Source organism: Acetivibrio cellulolyticus CD2, assembly GCF_000179595.2.
In the GTDB taxonomy this organism is placed as follows: domain Bacteria; phylum Bacillota; class Clostridia; order Acetivibrionales; family Acetivibrionaceae; genus Acetivibrio; species Acetivibrio cellulolyticus.
This window is the reverse complement of the sequence record NZ_JH556659.1, coordinates 705,811-721,866: the sequence shown is the minus strand read 5'-3', so window position 1 is coordinate 721,866 and position 16,056 is coordinate 705,811. Positions and strand designations below refer to the sequence as shown.

General features: G+C 36.9%; 9 protein-coding genes and 1 pseudogene. All 10 read right to left on the bottom strand.

Annotation, left to right across the window (positions count from 1 at the left end; translation table 11 throughout):
- Window positions 1-940: pseudogene (locus tag ACECE_RS28695) on the bottom strand (sugar-binding protein); the annotation flags it as partial.
- A gap of 260 nt (window positions 941-1,200) precedes the next feature.
- Entirely contained in the window at window positions 1,201-1,812 is a 612-nt protein-coding gene (locus ACECE_RS0223080; protein WP_010251564.1) for a hypothetical protein, read from the bottom strand.
- Window positions 1,813-1,823: 11 nt separating this feature from the next.
- Window positions 1,824-2,327 (bottom strand): hypothetical protein, encoded by a 504-nt coding sequence (locus ACECE_RS0223075; protein WP_010251562.1) that lies wholly within the window; start codon window positions 2,325-2,327, stop codon window positions 1,824-1,826.
- Between the two features lie 14 nt (window positions 2,328-2,341).
- Window positions 2,342-8,380, bottom strand: a complete 6,039-nt coding sequence (locus tag ACECE_RS0223070; protein ID WP_010251560.1) for a discoidin domain-containing protein — start codon at window positions 8,378-8,380, stop codon at window positions 2,342-2,344.
- Between the two features lie 565 nt (window positions 8,381-8,945).
- The gene (gpmI, locus tag ACECE_RS0223065; RefSeq protein ID WP_010251558.1) at window positions 8,946-10,481 is read right to left on the bottom strand and encodes a 2,3-bisphosphoglycerate-independent phosphoglycerate mutase; all 1,536 of its coding nucleotides are present in this window, start codon (window positions 10,479-10,481) and stop codon (window positions 8,946-8,948) included.
- Between the two features lie 146 nt (window positions 10,482-10,627).
- Entirely contained in the window at window positions 10,628-11,383 is a 756-nt protein-coding gene (tpiA, locus tag ACECE_RS0223060) for a triose-phosphate isomerase (RefSeq protein WP_010251556.1), read from the bottom strand.
- An 18-nt stretch (window positions 11,384-11,401) separates the two neighbouring features.
- Entirely contained in the window at window positions 11,402-12,595 is a 1,194-nt protein-coding gene (locus tag ACECE_RS0223055; protein ID WP_010251554.1) for a phosphoglycerate kinase, read from the bottom strand.
- Window positions 12,596-12,679: 84 nt separating this feature from the next.
- Window positions 12,680-13,690, bottom strand: a complete 1,011-nt coding sequence (gap, locus tag ACECE_RS0223050; protein WP_010251552.1) for a type I glyceraldehyde-3-phosphate dehydrogenase — start codon at window positions 13,688-13,690, stop codon at window positions 12,680-12,682.
- 259 nt (window positions 13,691-13,949) lie between these two features.
- Window positions 13,950-14,855, bottom strand: a complete 906-nt coding sequence (locus ACECE_RS0223045; RefSeq protein ID WP_010251550.1) for a DUF2156 domain-containing protein — start codon at window positions 14,853-14,855, stop codon at window positions 13,950-13,952.
- Window positions 14,856-14,963: 108 nt separating this feature from the next.
- Window positions 14,964-16,049: a 6-phosphofructokinase gene (locus ACECE_RS0223040; RefSeq protein ID WP_010251547.1), complete on the bottom strand. Its 1,086-nt coding sequence runs from the start codon at window positions 16,047-16,049 to the stop codon at window positions 14,964-14,966.
- Window positions 16,050-16,056: the final 7 nt, after the last annotated feature.

Sequence of the window (16,056 nt, the reverse complement as noted above, 5' to 3'; positions counted from 1 at the left end):
AATCTACTTGTGTCAAATTACCCAAACAATCGTACTGATAGCTTAAAGTATTTTGGTACTTATCTGTGTATGTTCCTATTTTACCAATTCCATTGTAGTATGCTTTTGAAACTCTACCCACTCCATCAGTATTTTCAGTTACACGCCCCATGTTGTCATAAATGTTGCTGGTGGATACAATTTCGGTAATTCCTTCACTTATAGTTCTTGTAAACTCTGCTTTGCCCCATCTTCCATTTGCATCGTATTCCTTAAAACTGGTTACAACACCAAGTGCGTCCGTTTGCGTGTCTAAGTTTCCGGTAACAGAATCGTAGTGGAATTGAAGGATTTTTTTATTCATCTGGTCTGTAACCGTTCCAATTCTGTTACCAGAATCATATCCTAAAATGGTAGTTCCGCCTTCTCCATCCTTTGTCTGTGAAAGCCTTCCATTTGCGTCGTAATCATTATCCACCAATTTCAACGAGGGATTTGAAAAGTCGCATACAGTATCTATATTACCCTTCTCATCATAATAGCTCTCAACATAATTTCCTTTCTCATCTGTAATTGTGGTTTTCTTTATTGTCCCGTTGTCATACATTTCATAGGTGTACGAGAAGTTTCCCTTCGGACCTTTTACAGTATCAACCAGTCCATTTTCCTTATATGCATAACTAGTTGTATTATGTGCAGCATCCTCAACACTCTCAAGATTGCCGTCAGCTTTGAAGGTGTAAATGGTAGGATTACCTCTTCTGTCTATAACTGTAATTATCTCTTTTGAATCTACTGTCTCCTGCTTAAATTCACTTTTTCTGTTAGCGGCGTCATAGACATAAACAAGTCTGCCCGTCTCGTCATAGACGTTTTTGGTTATAAGCTCATTATCAGCGTTTATAACCTTCGTCATTCTGTGCTGGCTGTCATAAATGAATTTTGTCTTATGTTTTTCCAAATCTGTAAAGGATACAAGGTCGCCATATTGGTCGTATTCATAAACAACACCATTTTATTTTAAATCTACATGGAATTACAAATTACTGGCCTTACATAAGCCCGCCTTTAAATTATAAAGCCGGAACTAGCTATTATACTAATCCCGGCATCATGTTGATAAATCGGTGTTATTAAAACGCCTTTTTTTGTAAGGTTTTTAATGTTTAGATGGAAGAACCCTCAATATATCTCCCTATGCCTTATGGTTATTTGTTTAGCTCATTGTGCATTTGACCAAAGAACAATATTCTTGCCATTCTTTCCAGGGCATACAGCTATCGACCCTGGAAGCGGTAACCCTCTTTGCCCATTTTCATATTGTGGGGCAAGTTTTACATATGTTGCTGCAAAATTGCCAGTAGCGGTTATTCCACTTACAAGTCCATTTAGGAAGGATTCATAGTACCTATTTCTTTGTAGAATAGTCAAAAAAATCATGCTTTTGGAGTTTATGCTTTCGTTTTTTAAATATTCAAAATTATTCTCACTAGCAGAAATGAATATATTTACTCCAGCATTCTCCGCAACCTTCATTATTTCCCCAAGATTCAGTGAGTTACCATAATTATCACTTATTTTACCATTTGAATCAAATTTAGATAATAAGTGGAGTATCTCAGGCTGATTTTGCTTTATTAAATTGATTACATGAGTAATAGTATTGCATTTTTCAAACTTTACATTATTTGTATGTTGAGAAAAAATCTTTACATCATTTTCTGCTTCATCAATTACATCAGGCTTATCCCCAAATGCCAATATCAAGATTCCCCTATCCATGAAGCACTTATTTTTTTCCTTCCTAAAAAACGAAGAAAATATCATATCCATATAATTCCTTCCTAACGGCTTATTAGTTCAGTAATTACTTCATTAATTCTAGTCCAAACATCAATTATTTTTATTTTTTCATCCTGGTTTAGATCTGTATTCCTCTTCCAATGGAACACTCCAAAAGGTAAAGAATACTGCTTTATTAGTTTTAGTGCTTGTTTCTCTTTTTTAGAAATCCCATTATTATTTCTCATTTCCAAAAGAATTTCTAATAAGTCTTCTCCATACAACTCTTCAATGATAAGGATTGAACCAATTCTATTATTCTCAATTTTCGAAAACAACAATAAATTCCAAAGTTCTAAAAAGTCTAACTCTGGTAGTCTCATTAATCCAGAAAACTCAAATTCTGAATTATATTGAGAAAATCTTTTAATCCAAATTGATCCATCTATTTTACACTGAAAAGCGTCATTATTAATAAATTCTATTTTTTCTTTTTTAAGTGTCTTTTCTAAGTCTTGCCTTAACCAAATAATTACAAAATATTTTCTGTTTATATCTATATTCATAAAACATGCACTTCCTACGGAATATGATTAATTTTTATTGATTCAACAATTCCATCCATTAGTTTCTCCCAAAGGATTGGGAGTTCTGTGTTGTTAAACACTCCCTTAGGATTAACTGTGCTATCTTTGATAATTACATTAATAGAACCTGAAGCTTTATTTGCAAAATTCACTGAAGCCTTCCCCCAAAGGAAGTTTAATATTTTGTTATTAAATCCAAATATACTATTTCCTTTTTCAAGTATTTTACCAGTAAACGTCATCTCTAGCGTCTTTCCTCCATTTTTAAGTGCAAATTGTTCTGCTGCAGTTTTTGCTTCTTGCCCACTTGCCCAAAAAACTTTTGAAACATTGCTCTGTCCCTTGTTACCAACTCCCGCGCAATTGAAACCAGCAGTTTTATTAAACATTTCACTTTTTAGCGACAATACCGCAAGTAGGCACATTCCAGCTCTAGCTGCTGCCAAATTATAGTCTTCATCTTCTATTGCTGCAAATACTCCTTCTACTCCGTCCTTTACCCCTATTACTCCCAATAACAGCCTTAACTCTGCAAAGGTCACTAATTCGCTATACGCAGCACCGCTTATTGATCCATTTATTACGCCTTCTATTATATTTCTTCCGTTTATTTGTGCTTCTACTCCTCCAAAAACTGCTCCTGCGACTGCACCTATCGCTGCATTTCTCAATGCTGAAAGTGCCACACAGTTTAGGGTATCCAGAACTCCGTTAATATCAAAGGATATCATCAATTCAGGTATTGAGAAGTATCCTGTAGGGTCTGTAAAGTTCACAGGACTTGCATTTGCATAGAGGTATTTGTGCAGGCTTGTCGGGTCATTCAGGCTTCCGCTGTATGGATCCATGGTTATGAAATTACCATTCTGCGGGTTCATGTATCTAGCCCTCAGGTAGTATAATCCACTGTTTGCATCGTATTGCTCTCCTGCAAACATATAGCTGTTTTCTGTGTTACCCGTTCTGTTCAACAAATTGCCGAAAGCATCATAAATGTATGTATCGGTTACATTCCCATCTTTATCTGTTAGCCTTCTTGTACTTCCTATTCCGTCATAATGGTAGTAGCTTGTTACATTACCTCTAGTTTGGCTTATAAGGTCATTTCCATAGGTATAGTATACCAGTAAATTGCCCTTGCTGTCACGCTCTTCTATAACCTGTGCAAGGCCATTGCTGTCTACAAGGTATTTCACCTTTACTCCATTTCTTGTCTTGCTGATTCTATTTCCTTCCCAGTCGTACTCATAGGTTTCAACATTTGTTTTGCCTGAGTCTGTTTCAGTCACTGATATAAGTCGGTTTTCCCCATCATAACCATAAGTTGTCGTTTTAGTTCCATCAACTTTGGTTTTCAAATTGCCGTTGTCATCATAATCGTAAATGATACTGCCTTCACTCTTAATCCTGTTGTTATCATCAGGATCATATTTGGTTATAACTCCGTTATCATTCTTTTCAAGCCTGTTTCCTGCCTTGTCGTATTGATATGTGATTAGTCTGTTTCCAAGTACAGGGTCTGTTATCTCTTCTTTTTTAAGTCTGTAGCAATCGTCATAATCATATTCCACAATACGTCCACTGGTTTCTGTTAGCTTTTTGCGTTCTCCGGCAAAACCCAATTGATAGTGGTAGTTATATTCCACCGTTACACCATCAGGTTTTAATCTATTTATATCCGTCAGCCTGTTTTGGTTATCATAAATATACTGGGTTTTGTAGCCATCCTGATGCAATATATATTCAAGATTTCCAACTGCATCATATAAGTATTTGGTAGCTTTATTGTCATTTCCAATTACCTTGGAAAGTCGGTTGTAAGCATCGTATACATAGCTTGTTGCCCCGCCTTTTGTCCTTATACCTGTAAAATTTCCAGCCCAATCATAGAAATACTCTATAGTGGTGTTGTCTGGGTTTGTTTTCTTTGTCAGCCTGTACAAATCGTCATATTCATAACTTGTTGTGCCGTTTTTATCTTCTACCTTCTTTATATATCCCTCATTTGTGTAATCAAAGTCAATGGTATTTTCGCTGCCTACTTCTTTAATATCAAGCCTCATGTTGGCATCGTATTTATACACGATTGGCTTTTTGTTATAATCTGTTACCGTAACTTCCCTCTTTTCATCATCATAGGAAGCTTCCATGTACATCTTTAGAGCTAGAGTCTGCCTCTTAAGCCTGCCAACGCCGTCAGACTCCATTTTTGTCACTTTGCCTCTTGGATCTTCTATGCTCTTTAGATTTCCCGCCTCATCATAATCGTAAATCCAAGTTTCTTCCTTGCCCTCAATTCCATATGCAAGGGTCACTTTTTCAAGAAGTCCGTTATCCTTATAGTCATATTTTGTGGCCTTTTTATTCTGATCGGTTACAATTGACACCCTTCCGGCATTATCATACAAAATTTCATATGTAGTATCATCTAAATATTTGATTGTCTCCAATTTGCCGTTTGAATTATAGCTGTATACAAATTTATTACCCTTTGCATCGAGCATTTCGTCAGGATAAGGTTTATTTGAGTAGATGTACTGCACTTTATCTTCTGGTTTTGCTGAATTGAAAACATATTCCAATCTTCCAAGGCTGTCATACTTATTCTCAGTAGAATTTCCTCTCTGGTCGGTTACCTTTTTTATCTTTCCAGCTTCATTGTAATCATATTTCACATATGAGCCGTCCTGATATATTACATATTCCACCCTGTTCATAGCATCATAGGTATAGTAAACAGTTTTTGAGTCCCTGTCAGTATAGGAACTCACATTGCCTTCTTCATCATAAGTATACTTTTCACTTGATTTGTCCGGATAATCTACTTGTGTCAAATTACCCAAACAATCGTACTGATAGCTTAAAGTATTTTGGTACTTATCTGTGTATGTTCCTATTTTACCAATCCCATTGTAGTATGCTTTTGAAACTCTACCCACTCCATCAGTATTCTCAGTTACACGCCCCATGTTGTCATAAATGTTGCTGGTAGATACAATTTCGGTAATTCCTTCACTTATAGTTCTTGTAAACTCTGCTTTGCCCCATCTTCCATTTGCATCGTATTCCTTAAAACTGGTTACAACACCAAGTGCGTCCGTTTGCGTGTCTAAGTTTCCGGTAACAGAATCGTAGTGGAATTGAAGGATTTTTTTATTCATCTGGTCTGTAACCGTTCCAATTCTGTTACCAGAATCATATCCTAAAATGGTAGTTCCGCCTTCTCCATCCTTTGTCTGTGAAAGCCTTCCATTTGCGTCGTAATCATTATCCACCAATTTCAACGAGGGATTTGAAAAGTCGCATATAGTATCTATATTACCCTTCTCATCATAATAGCTCTCAACATAATTTCCTTTCTCATCTGTAATTGTGGTTTTCTTTATTGTCCCGTTGTCATACATTTCATAGGTGTACGAGAAGTTTCCCTTCGGACCTTTTACAGTATCAACCAGTCCATTTTCCTTATATGCATAACTAGTTGTATTATGTTCAGCATCCTCAACACTCTCAAGATTGCCGTCAGCTTTGAAGGTGTAAATGGTAGGATTACCTCTTCTGTCTATAACTGTAATTATCTCTTTTGAATCTACTGTCTCCTGCTTAAATTCACTTTTTCTGTTAGCGGCGTCATAGACATAAACAAGTCTGCCCGTCTCGTCATAGACGTTTTTGGTTATAAGCTCATTATCAGCGTTTATAACCTTCGTCATTCTGTGCTGGCTGTCATAAATGAATTTTGTCTTATGTTTTTCCAAATCTGTAAAGGATACAAGGTCGCCATATTGGTCGTATTCATAAACAACACCATTTTGTTTTAAATCTGATGCACTGTTTATTACTCCATCAGGCTTTGAATAGGTTAGCTTTTTGGTAACTGTACCTCTTGTGTACTGTAATCCGTCAGTTTGCGGTACTATTTTCGCACCATAAGAATCGTTAAGGCTCTCAACCTTTCCGGATGCATCAAACTTGATTACTGTGCCGTCCTGAGTTGTAAGTGTATACTTACCCTGTTTATACACTTCTTCCGAAAAATCATATATGGGATATTGCCAAAGTCCAAATACATTGCTCGATAGATTGTCATAAATATGCACTTCTGTATTTTCAGCTGTCAATTTTGAATAGGTTCCCGATATAGGTTCGAAAATCACTTCAAAACTTCCAATGCCTTCTGTACCCAAACTATAATAGCCCATAGGATCGGTTGCTTCAATATTCTTCAACTTTACTAAGAATTTATCTGTTTTTCCGTCAGGATATGTTACTACTATGTAATGGGGCTTATCCTCCTTTACAAAGTAAACTCCTAGAGCCGAATTTTTTGACCAGCCTTCCGTCAACTGAGAGATTTCAGTTAACCTTATACCCTCTATTTCAGAGGTCCATCCGTAGCCGAAATCGCCCTTTGTCTTACATGTGCTGTCATAATATCTTTTCATTTCAAGTGGCATTCCGTTTACTACAGGTATTGAAATATCAGTATATGCTACACTAAATTTCCTTAAGGACATTTTTCCCTCAGCAAGAACTGTTGTAGCTGCCTGACTCGAAAGTCCTCCATTATCATATACAGTTAGTCTTAAATCATATAACCCTTTCTTCACAACATTAGGATCAAATTTGCCCAACACACCGGCTTCCACATTTGTTGTGCCCTCTGCAAAGCGTATGTAATTGTTTTTACCTTTTTCACTGTATTCTAGAACATAATTGCAAATATTTGCATCCTTTGCTGTACCCTTTATTTCTATAGGCATACCTGCAAAACCTCCAAATTCAGGAGAGGCTATTGAAGCCTGGGGTGCAGCACCATCTGAAGTGGTCACACATCTGAGTTCTTTTGAAGTGTATCCCTGATTGCCTGCCTTGTCATCTGCAAGAAATTCCACCTTATATACCCCTGCTGTTTTGGGCGTATATGTTGCTATACCTTGTTCATTCAAAGCAATAACTGTTCCATTGACTTTTAGAGTCTTTGATACGACCCCCACATCATCCGATGCAGCAGCAGTAATTTGAACGCTTCCATTTACAGAAACCTTCTCAGTTTGTAGGTTTAAGGTCACATATGGCCTTATATAATCTGTAACAATTATTGGTGATGGTAATGGCAGTATTGAAGGAAATGGAGTTTGTGTGGTTCTAAATACCCTAAGCTCCTTTACAGAAACTGTTCCATCAGCACTTCCGGTCAAAGTCAGTTTTATAAATCTTGCTTTTGTCTCCTTCAAACTGTCGGTATATGTATCTGAAGCCATAGTATTAGACGTTTTATCAACTATCACTGCATAGTTCTCATCATCCATTGAAGCTTCAATTTTGTACTTATAAGCTTTATTTTCGCCTGCCACAAATTCTGTTTTATTTATGGTAAATTCATTTCCTAAATCAATTCTAATCCACTGTCCCAAACCCTTTGCGGACCACATGGTATTCAAGATTCCATCAAGTGCTTTGTCAGCTTCGAACCCATTACCTGTATAAGATGAGCATGCTGCTATCTTATTTCTTGCAACATCGTTTGGTATTGGTGTTAACGTTTGCAACGGTACTGTTGGTGTCACAGTCGGGGTTGGTGACTTTGTTGGCGTCACTGTTGGTGTTGGTACCTTTGTTGGTGTCACTGTTGGTGTTGGCGACTTTGTTGGCGTAACTGTTGGCGTGAACGTTGGCGTAACTACAGCATCCTTCTTCGGAAACTCCTTTAACATCCCTAACAAATACATTCTCATATAGGCAAAATCAATACTATTGAAATTACCGTCGCCTGTGACGTCTGAGACCCAAAGATCATCTTCTGCTGGAAAATCACTTTTTAACCCTAACAGCACCATTCTCATAAGAGCAAAGTCTATGCTGTTTATAGTCCCATTCCCATCCACATCACCTACAATTAACTTACTTGGAATTTCAGTCGCAGCTTCAGCCTGATTGAATCCAAAAGAAGTAAGCATAGATGATATCATTACATGAATTAATAATACACTTGAGACAATCATAGAAATCAGTCGTTTTCTCTTTGTCATTTTGTTACCCCCCATAAATAATTATAAATTCTCTATACCATTATTTATTCTAACAATTATTTACACTAATGTAAACCAACATATACTAAATGATTTCTTAATCTTACAAACTGTAACATAACTCCTTAACAAACAAAAAAGCCTTGATAGGCTTTCTATTACCAGTAGGATTTCGCTAGTTATTAACGTTAAACATATGATTTAGATATTTGAATTATCCTTAAAAAACATTATCTGCTTAAATGAATAATTAACAATTTCAAGCTTTATTAAATTAATCTCTCAGTAGAGGCTAAAAGCAACATTGAGATACAGATATATAAATAATCCATAGTCATCAGCAACAAGGATGCCCGTACCCTGAATAGGTACTCTTTTATTTATTTTACCCCCAATCTCTCCTCAATTATATGTTTTTTATAGTTGGTAAATCCTACTGTACTCGTATCCAAAAGAGATGTAATATAAATTCCAGACCGTCTAGCCCCTACGTTTTTCATATTTCATTTTGTTCGAAAGAGTTGAAAAAAGGAGCCCTAGATTGGCTCCAGAGCTCTTAAGCTAACTATTTAACTATTAAGGATTCCCCCGTCATCTCAGCCGGTTTGTCAAGCTTCATTATATCAAGCATTGTAGGAGCCAGGTCTGCAAGTCTTCCTTCCTTTAGCTTAACATCACCAAGTCCCACTGCAATCAACGGAACAGGATTTGTGGTATGTGCAGTGAATGGTCCACCAGTTTCATAATCGAGCATTTGCTCAGAATTACCGTGGTCAGCTGTTATAAGAGCCACACCATTTTGTGCCTGTATTGCAGCTATAACTCTTCCCAGACATTCATCAACCGCCTCAACAGCTGCTTTAGCAGCATCAATAAATCCTGTATGTCCAACCATGTCTGGATTGGCATAATTCAATATAATTACATCATATTCCTTTGAGTTAATCCTCTTCACTACTTCATCAGTAACTTCATATGCACTCATTTCAGGTTTGAGGTCATAGGTTGCAACCTTTGGTGAATTGATAAGGGCTCTGTCTTCTCCTTCATATTCAGCCTCAACTCCGCCATTGAAGAAGAATGTAACATGGGCATATTTCTCAGTTTCGGCAATACGAAGCTGCCTTAGACCCTTTCTACTTATGTATTCGCCAAAAGTATTTTCAAGACTTTGTGGTTTGAATGCTACAACTGCATTCTTAATTGTCTTGTCATACTGTGTCATACAAACAAATTTAACAGGCAAATAACCTTTTCCCCTTGTAAATCCTGCAAAATCCTCATCTGTGAAAGTCCTTGTAATTTCTCTTGCTCTGTCAGGTCTGAAGTTAAAGAAAATAATCGAATCGTTTTTATCAATAGTAGCAACCGGATTTCCGTTTTCCTTAATTACTGTAGGCTTAACGAATTCATCATATTCTTCTTTTGCATAGGAAACTGCAACTGCTTCACCGGCACTTGAAGCTTCAAGACCACTGCCTAGTACCATTGCATCATATGCAAGCTGTACTCTTTCCCATCTGTTGTCTCTATCCATTGAATAATATCTACCCATTACAGAAGCAATTTTACCTACTCCGATTTCCTTAAGCTTTGCTTCGAGCTGCTCAACAAAACCTTTAGCACTGTCAGGCGCAACATCTCTTCCATCAAAGAAGCAGTGTATAAATACATCTTTAAAATTCTGCCTCTTAGCAAGCTCAACCAACCCATAAAGATGGGTATTATGGCTATGAACACCGCCGTCTGAAAGAAGTCCGAACAAGTGAAGCTTGGAGTTGTTCTTCTTACAATTATCTATAGCACTTAAAAACTCTTCCTTATCGAAGAAATCACCATCTTCTATAGATTTTGTTATACGGGTCAATTCCTGATAAACAATTCTTCCTGCACCAATATTGGTATGTCCAACTTCAGAGTTACCCATCTGCCCATGTGGGAGTCCAACATCCATACCGCTGGTTCTAATTACGGTATTAGGGTATTCTTTTAATAATTTGTCTATGTTCGGCTTTTTTGCTTCTGCTATGGCATTTCCCTCAGTTTTAGGATTTATTCCAAATCCGTCCAAAATTATCAATGCAACCAATTTATCTTTCATAATACACTCTCCATTCAACTTTATTGCACATTTTCCACTTAACACAAACGTATGTAATTGCATATCGCCATTAATCTTGATATAACTAACCCCCCAGTATTTATAACCGGAGGGTTACATATAATCATCAATGATTTAGCAAAATCTTACTTGTTATACTTTGCGATTTTTTCGAAATCGTCAAGTTTAAGACTTGCGCCACCAACAAGTCCACCGTCTATGTTTGGCATAGCAAAGATTTCTGATGCGTTAGCAGCATTTACGCTTCCGCCGTACTGAATTCTAACAGCCTGAGCTACATCGTTACCATATAATTCTTTAACTACGTTTCTGATAATTGCACAAACTTCTTCAGCCTGATCATTTGTAGCAGTTTTACCTGTTCCAATAGCCCAAATTGGTTCGTATGCAATAACAGTTTCCTTAACTTGCTCTGCTGATAAACCAAGTAAAGCTATCTTTACCTGATATCCAACAAGCTCAGCTGTAACACCTTGTTCTCTTTGAGTAAGTGTTTCACCTACACAAATGATAGGCTTCATACCGTATTTGAATACTGCATGAGCTTTTTTGTTAACTGTTTCATCAGTTTCAGCAAAATACTGTCTTCTTTCAGAGTGACCGATTATTACGTAATCTACTCCAAGATCAGCAAGCATAAGTCCTGATACTTCACCTGTAAATGCACCGTTTGCTTCCCAATGCATATTCTGTGCAGCTACTTTGATATTTGAACCTTCAGCTGCTTTTTTAACTCCTGGTATGCAAACAAATGGCACACCAACAACAACTTCTGCGTCAGCTCCTGCTACTCTTGATTTTAATGCTTCTACAAATTCAACAGCTTCTTTAGCTGTTTTATTCATTTTCCAGTTTCCTGCTGCAATTTTTACTCTACTCATAGTTATTTACCTCTCCCCTTATTTATCCAAAAGTACGTCTATTCCTGGAAGTACCTTTCCTTCAAGGAATTCTAATGAAGCTCCACCACCTGTGGAAATATGCGTAATTTTATCGGCAAAACCAAGTTGCTCAACAGCAGCTGCAGAGTCTCCTCCACCTATTATGGATACTGAACCTGATTCAGCAACAGCTTTTGCAACTTCTTTTGTACCATTTTCAAAGTTTGAAAACTCAAATACTCCCATAGGACCGTTCCAAACTACAGTCTTAGCATTTTTGATTTCGCTTGAATAAGCAGCAACTGTCTTAGGTCCAATGTCCATACCCATCCATCCGTCAGGTATCTTATCAGAGTCAACTGTCTGGCGTTCTGTATCGTTATTAAATTCCTTACCTAAAACATTATCTAAAGGAAGCAATAATTTAACACCTTTACTTGCAGCTTTGTCCAAAAGACTCTTTGCAAGATCAACTTTATCGTCTTCACATATGGAAGTACCGATGCCATATCCCTTCGCTTTAAAGAAGGTGTAAGCCATACCTCCGCCAACTATCAATGTATCAACTTTATCAATGAGATTTTCTATAACTGCAATCTTATCGGAAACTTTAGCTCCACCTAGAATTGCTACGAAAGGCCTTTCCGGATTTGAAAGGGCTTTACCCATAACTTCGATTTCTTTCTGAATCAGATATCCACATACTGCAGGCAGATAATCTGCAAGACCTGCTGTTGAAGAATGTGCTCTGTGAGCTGTTCCAAAAGCATCATTTACATATACTTCTGCCATGCTTGCCAATTCTTTTGAGAAAGCAGCATCATTTTTTGTTTCTTCCTTGTGGAATCTTACATTTTCAAGCATTAACACTTCGCCATCTTTAAGTGCAGCAGCTTTAGCCTTTGCATCTTCACCGATAACATCTTTAGCCATAATTACTTCTTTGCCTAAAAGCTCACCGAGTCTTACTGCGGTAGGCTTCATGCTATATTTATCTTCAAAACCGTCTTTTGGTCTTCCAAGGTGTGAAACCAATATTGTCTTTGCACCTTTATCAACTAAATATTTAATTGTAGGAAGAGCTCCTACTATTCTATTATCATCTGTAATTTTTTTGTTTTCATCAAGCGGTACATTAAAATCCACTCTTACAATTACCTTTTTGCCTTTAACATCTACATCTTCAATGGTCTTTTTGTTTATAAATGCCATAATTATTCGCGCTCCTTTAATTTTTTAGAAAAAGGTCCGGTTACTAAATAACCGAACCTTTTTTATTTAAAAAATTACACTCAATTATTTAGCGTCAACAGTTGCCATGTATGCAATCAAGTCAACAACTTTGTTTGAATAACCCCATTCGTTGTCATACCATGAAACTAATTTAACGAAGTTACCGTTTAAAGGTATACCAGCTTTAGCATCAAATATTGATGTACGTGAATCACCAGTAAAATCTGATGAAACAACTTCATCTTCAGTGTATCCAAGGATACCCTTTAATTCATTTTCTGATGCTTTCTTCATAGCTGCTTTAATTTCTTCGTAAGTAGCTGATTTTTCCAAACGGCAAGTGAGATCAACAACTGATACGTCAAGAGTTGGTACTCTGAAGGACATACCTGTCAATTTACCGTTCAATTCAGGAATAACTTTTCCAACTGCTTTAGCTGCTCCAGTTGATGAAGGAATTATGTTACCAGCAGCTGCACGTCCACCTCTCCAGTCTTTCTTTGAAGGACCGTCAACAGTTTTCTGTGTAGCAGTTGTAGCATGAACTGTAGTCATCAAACCTTCAACGATACCGAAGTTATCGTGAAGAACTTTTGCTAAAGGTGCCAAACAGTTTGTAGTACATGAAGCATTTGATACAACGTTCATGTCCTTAGTATATTTATCATTGTTAACGCCCATTACGAACATTGGAGCGTCTGCTGAAGGAGCACTGATAACAACTTTCTTAGCTCCGCCTTTAAAGTGAGCTGCAGCTTTTTCTGTTGTAGTGAATACACCTGTTGATTCAACAACATAATCTGCTCCGCAATCTTTCCAAGGAATTTCTTCAGGATTCATAGCTGCATAAACGCTGATTGCTTTACCGTTTACAACTAATTTACCATTATCTTCACCTATTGTTCCTTTGAATTGACCATGTACTGTATCATATTGAAGCATGTATTTCATGTATTCAAGATCAATAAATGGGTCGTTTATACCTACTACTTGAACATTTGGGTTATTCAAAGATGCTCTGAAAACTAGACGTCCTATACGTCCAAAACCATTAATACCTACTTTAACTGCCATTAAAATTCCCTCCTATGTATTTATATTGAATTAATATATTAGCTATTGTGTAGCATGAATGGTGTAAATTATTCATCCATTGGAAACATTCTCATGCAACATTAATCATTTTATATTATTTCATTTTTATTTTCAATACCCTTAATATAAAAATAAATAATTTTTTAACAAACTAATGATTTTGTATTAAAAAACTTCAGTCTAACCACTAAATCCGTAACAAGGCCAATCATAAGTATTATTATCTCAAATGAACTTTTTATACGTATTTATAAGCTATAACGTATTTCTTGACAAACCTGACAGGATTATATGATAGTTTAGCCTTTCTGAGTCCTTCTACACCAAGGTCCTGCTCCCTGTTTACATACTCTACATCCTTCCAACAATTTTCACAAAATTGTTGGTTAATAAAAGTATAAAGACCTCGGATATCATCATTTGCCTTTTCTATATGAATTACAGCCGTATTCTGATTTAATATTTCCCCTACAGTATACGCTTCATATCTTCCGTTAACTTTTATCAATGCGCCTTCAAAACCAAGTCCCTTAAAATTACTTAACACTTCGTTATTGGCCATTTTTTCGCAGTAAAGACCTTTATGCAGATCGCAACTTCGCCGTGCACACCACTCTTCATTTATCCTTACACATTCTCCAATCAAATCTTCGCTTAGCCTGACGTATTCATATTCATACTGTTTCTTAAAACTATTTATATGATTTTTCTTCCCGTGATACTTCTTTCCTGACAAATTTATGAGGTCCTGAGAAAGGTAAACATAATCGCTGTTATCTCTGTCATGAGTTATATCTATCTCATCTCCAAAATATTTTTCAAAAAAGTTGAGCTTATCCTCTTCCACCCTCTTAAATATCAGCTTCCATCCCTTAGCCCTAAAATATTCCTTTATCTCATCAATCGCTTGTTTAAAACCTTCTTCTGAATATTCTCCAATGGGTTCAAATGCAAATGGCTCAGTATCATCGGGTACAGAAATCAGACAGAGAAGTTCACCAACTTTTCCAAACCTGAATTTGTAAGAATTGCGCCACATAAAGATATTCGTAAAACTCAATTCTGAAACCTGCGGATTATGCTTGCTTATATATTGGTCAAATAACTGCTTATTATCTATAGTTACTTCCATCAGATCCAGCATTAAAAACCTCCTAGCCCAGAGAATAACAACTGCCCCTTTTTTACATTTCCAAGAGACAGTTATCATCTCAAAAATCCTTAATTACAAATAATATAACAAAAAACCAACTTAATCGCCAAAACCTACACCAAGGCTTTTAGCTATAGTTACAAGTTCACCATTCGGATCTACTGTCTTCAAAGTACCAACCGCCTCCTCAACAGGTACCTCTGAAATACTATTGCCCTTAAGGCTTACCATCATACCAAACCTTTCCTGATTAATAAGTTCTACAGCATGAACGCCAAACCTTGTAGAAAGTATTCTATCATAAGGAACAGGGGCCCCTCCTCTTTGTAGATGCCCTAAAACAGTTACCCTGGACTCAATCCCCGTAAGCTTTTCAATTTCCTCTGCAATTCTGTTTCCAACACCACCAAGTCTTATAGGGTCAGGACTATCTTTGATAACTTTACTGATTACAACATCTCCCTGAACAGATTTGGCTCCTTCAGCTACTACTATGATACTAAAGCTTTTACCCCGGTTTTTCCTTTCCATTACTTTCTGTGCAACTTTATTTATATCGTAAGGTATTTCCGGAATCAAAACTACATCTGCGCCTCCTGAAATACCCGACTCTAAAGCTATCCAGCCAGCATATCTTCCCATGACTTCAAGAATCATTACCCTGTGATGTGATTCAGCAGTTGAGTGCAGCTTGTCAATTGCTTCCGTAGCAGTATATACGGCAGTCATAAATCCAAATGTACTATCAGTAGCAGAAAGATCGTTATCAATTGTCTTTGGCACACCTACTCCTTTAACTCCCATCCTCATAAAATCTCTTGCACTTGTAAGTGTACCATCCCCACCTATAAATACCATGCAATCTATTCCGAACATATCCAGGTTTTCTAATACCCTTTTTGACATGTCCTTGTATTCTATGTTGCCATCTATTTCCGTTCTATACTTGAATGGGTTATCCTTGTTGGAAGTACCTAGTATTGTGCCGCCCCTGTCAAGGAGTCCTGATACGTCATCTAACTCAAGCTTGACAAAATTGTTTTCCACCAAACCTCTATAACCATCTTTGAATCCGATTACTTCATAACCGTATTTGACAATTGCGGTCTTAACTACAGCCCTTAATGCTGGATTCAACCCCGGACAATCACCACCGCCAGTGAGCACGCCTATCCTTTTAACCATATTTAAA

Excerpts from the sequence above, each read along its gene's own strand:
- ACECE_RS0223080 (WP_010251564.1), bottom strand. The coding sequence starts at position 1,812 with ATGGATATGATATTTTCTTCGTTTTTTAGGAAGGAAAAAAATAAGTGC.
- ACECE_RS0223075 (WP_010251562.1), bottom strand. The coding sequence starts at position 2,327 with ATGAATATAGATATAAACAGAAAATATTTTGTAATTATTTGGTTAAGG.
- ACECE_RS0223070 (WP_010251560.1), bottom strand. The coding sequence starts at position 8,380 with ATGACAAAGAGAAAACGACTGATTTCTATGATTGTCTCAAGTGTATTA.
- gpmI (WP_010251558.1), bottom strand. The coding sequence starts at position 10,481 with ATGAAAGATAAATTGGTTGCATTGATAATTTTGGACGGATTTGGAATA.
- tpiA (WP_010251556.1), bottom strand. The coding sequence starts at position 11,383 with ATGAGTAGAGTAAAAATTGCAGCAGGAAACTGGAAAATGAATAAAACA.
- ACECE_RS0223055 (WP_010251554.1), bottom strand. The coding sequence starts at position 12,595 with ATGGCATTTATAAACAAAAAGACCATTGAAGATGTAGATGTTAAAGGC.
- gap (WP_010251552.1), bottom strand. The coding sequence starts at position 13,690 with ATGGCAGTTAAAGTAGGTATTAATGGTTTTGGACGTATAGGACGTCTA.
- ACECE_RS0223045 (WP_010251550.1), bottom strand. The coding sequence starts at position 14,855 with ATGCTGGATCTGATGGAAGTAACTATAGATAATAAGCAGTTATTTGAC.
- ACECE_RS0223040 (WP_010251547.1), bottom strand. The coding sequence starts at position 16,049 with ATGGTTAAAAGGATAGGCGTGCTCACTGGCGGTGGTGATTGTCCGGGG.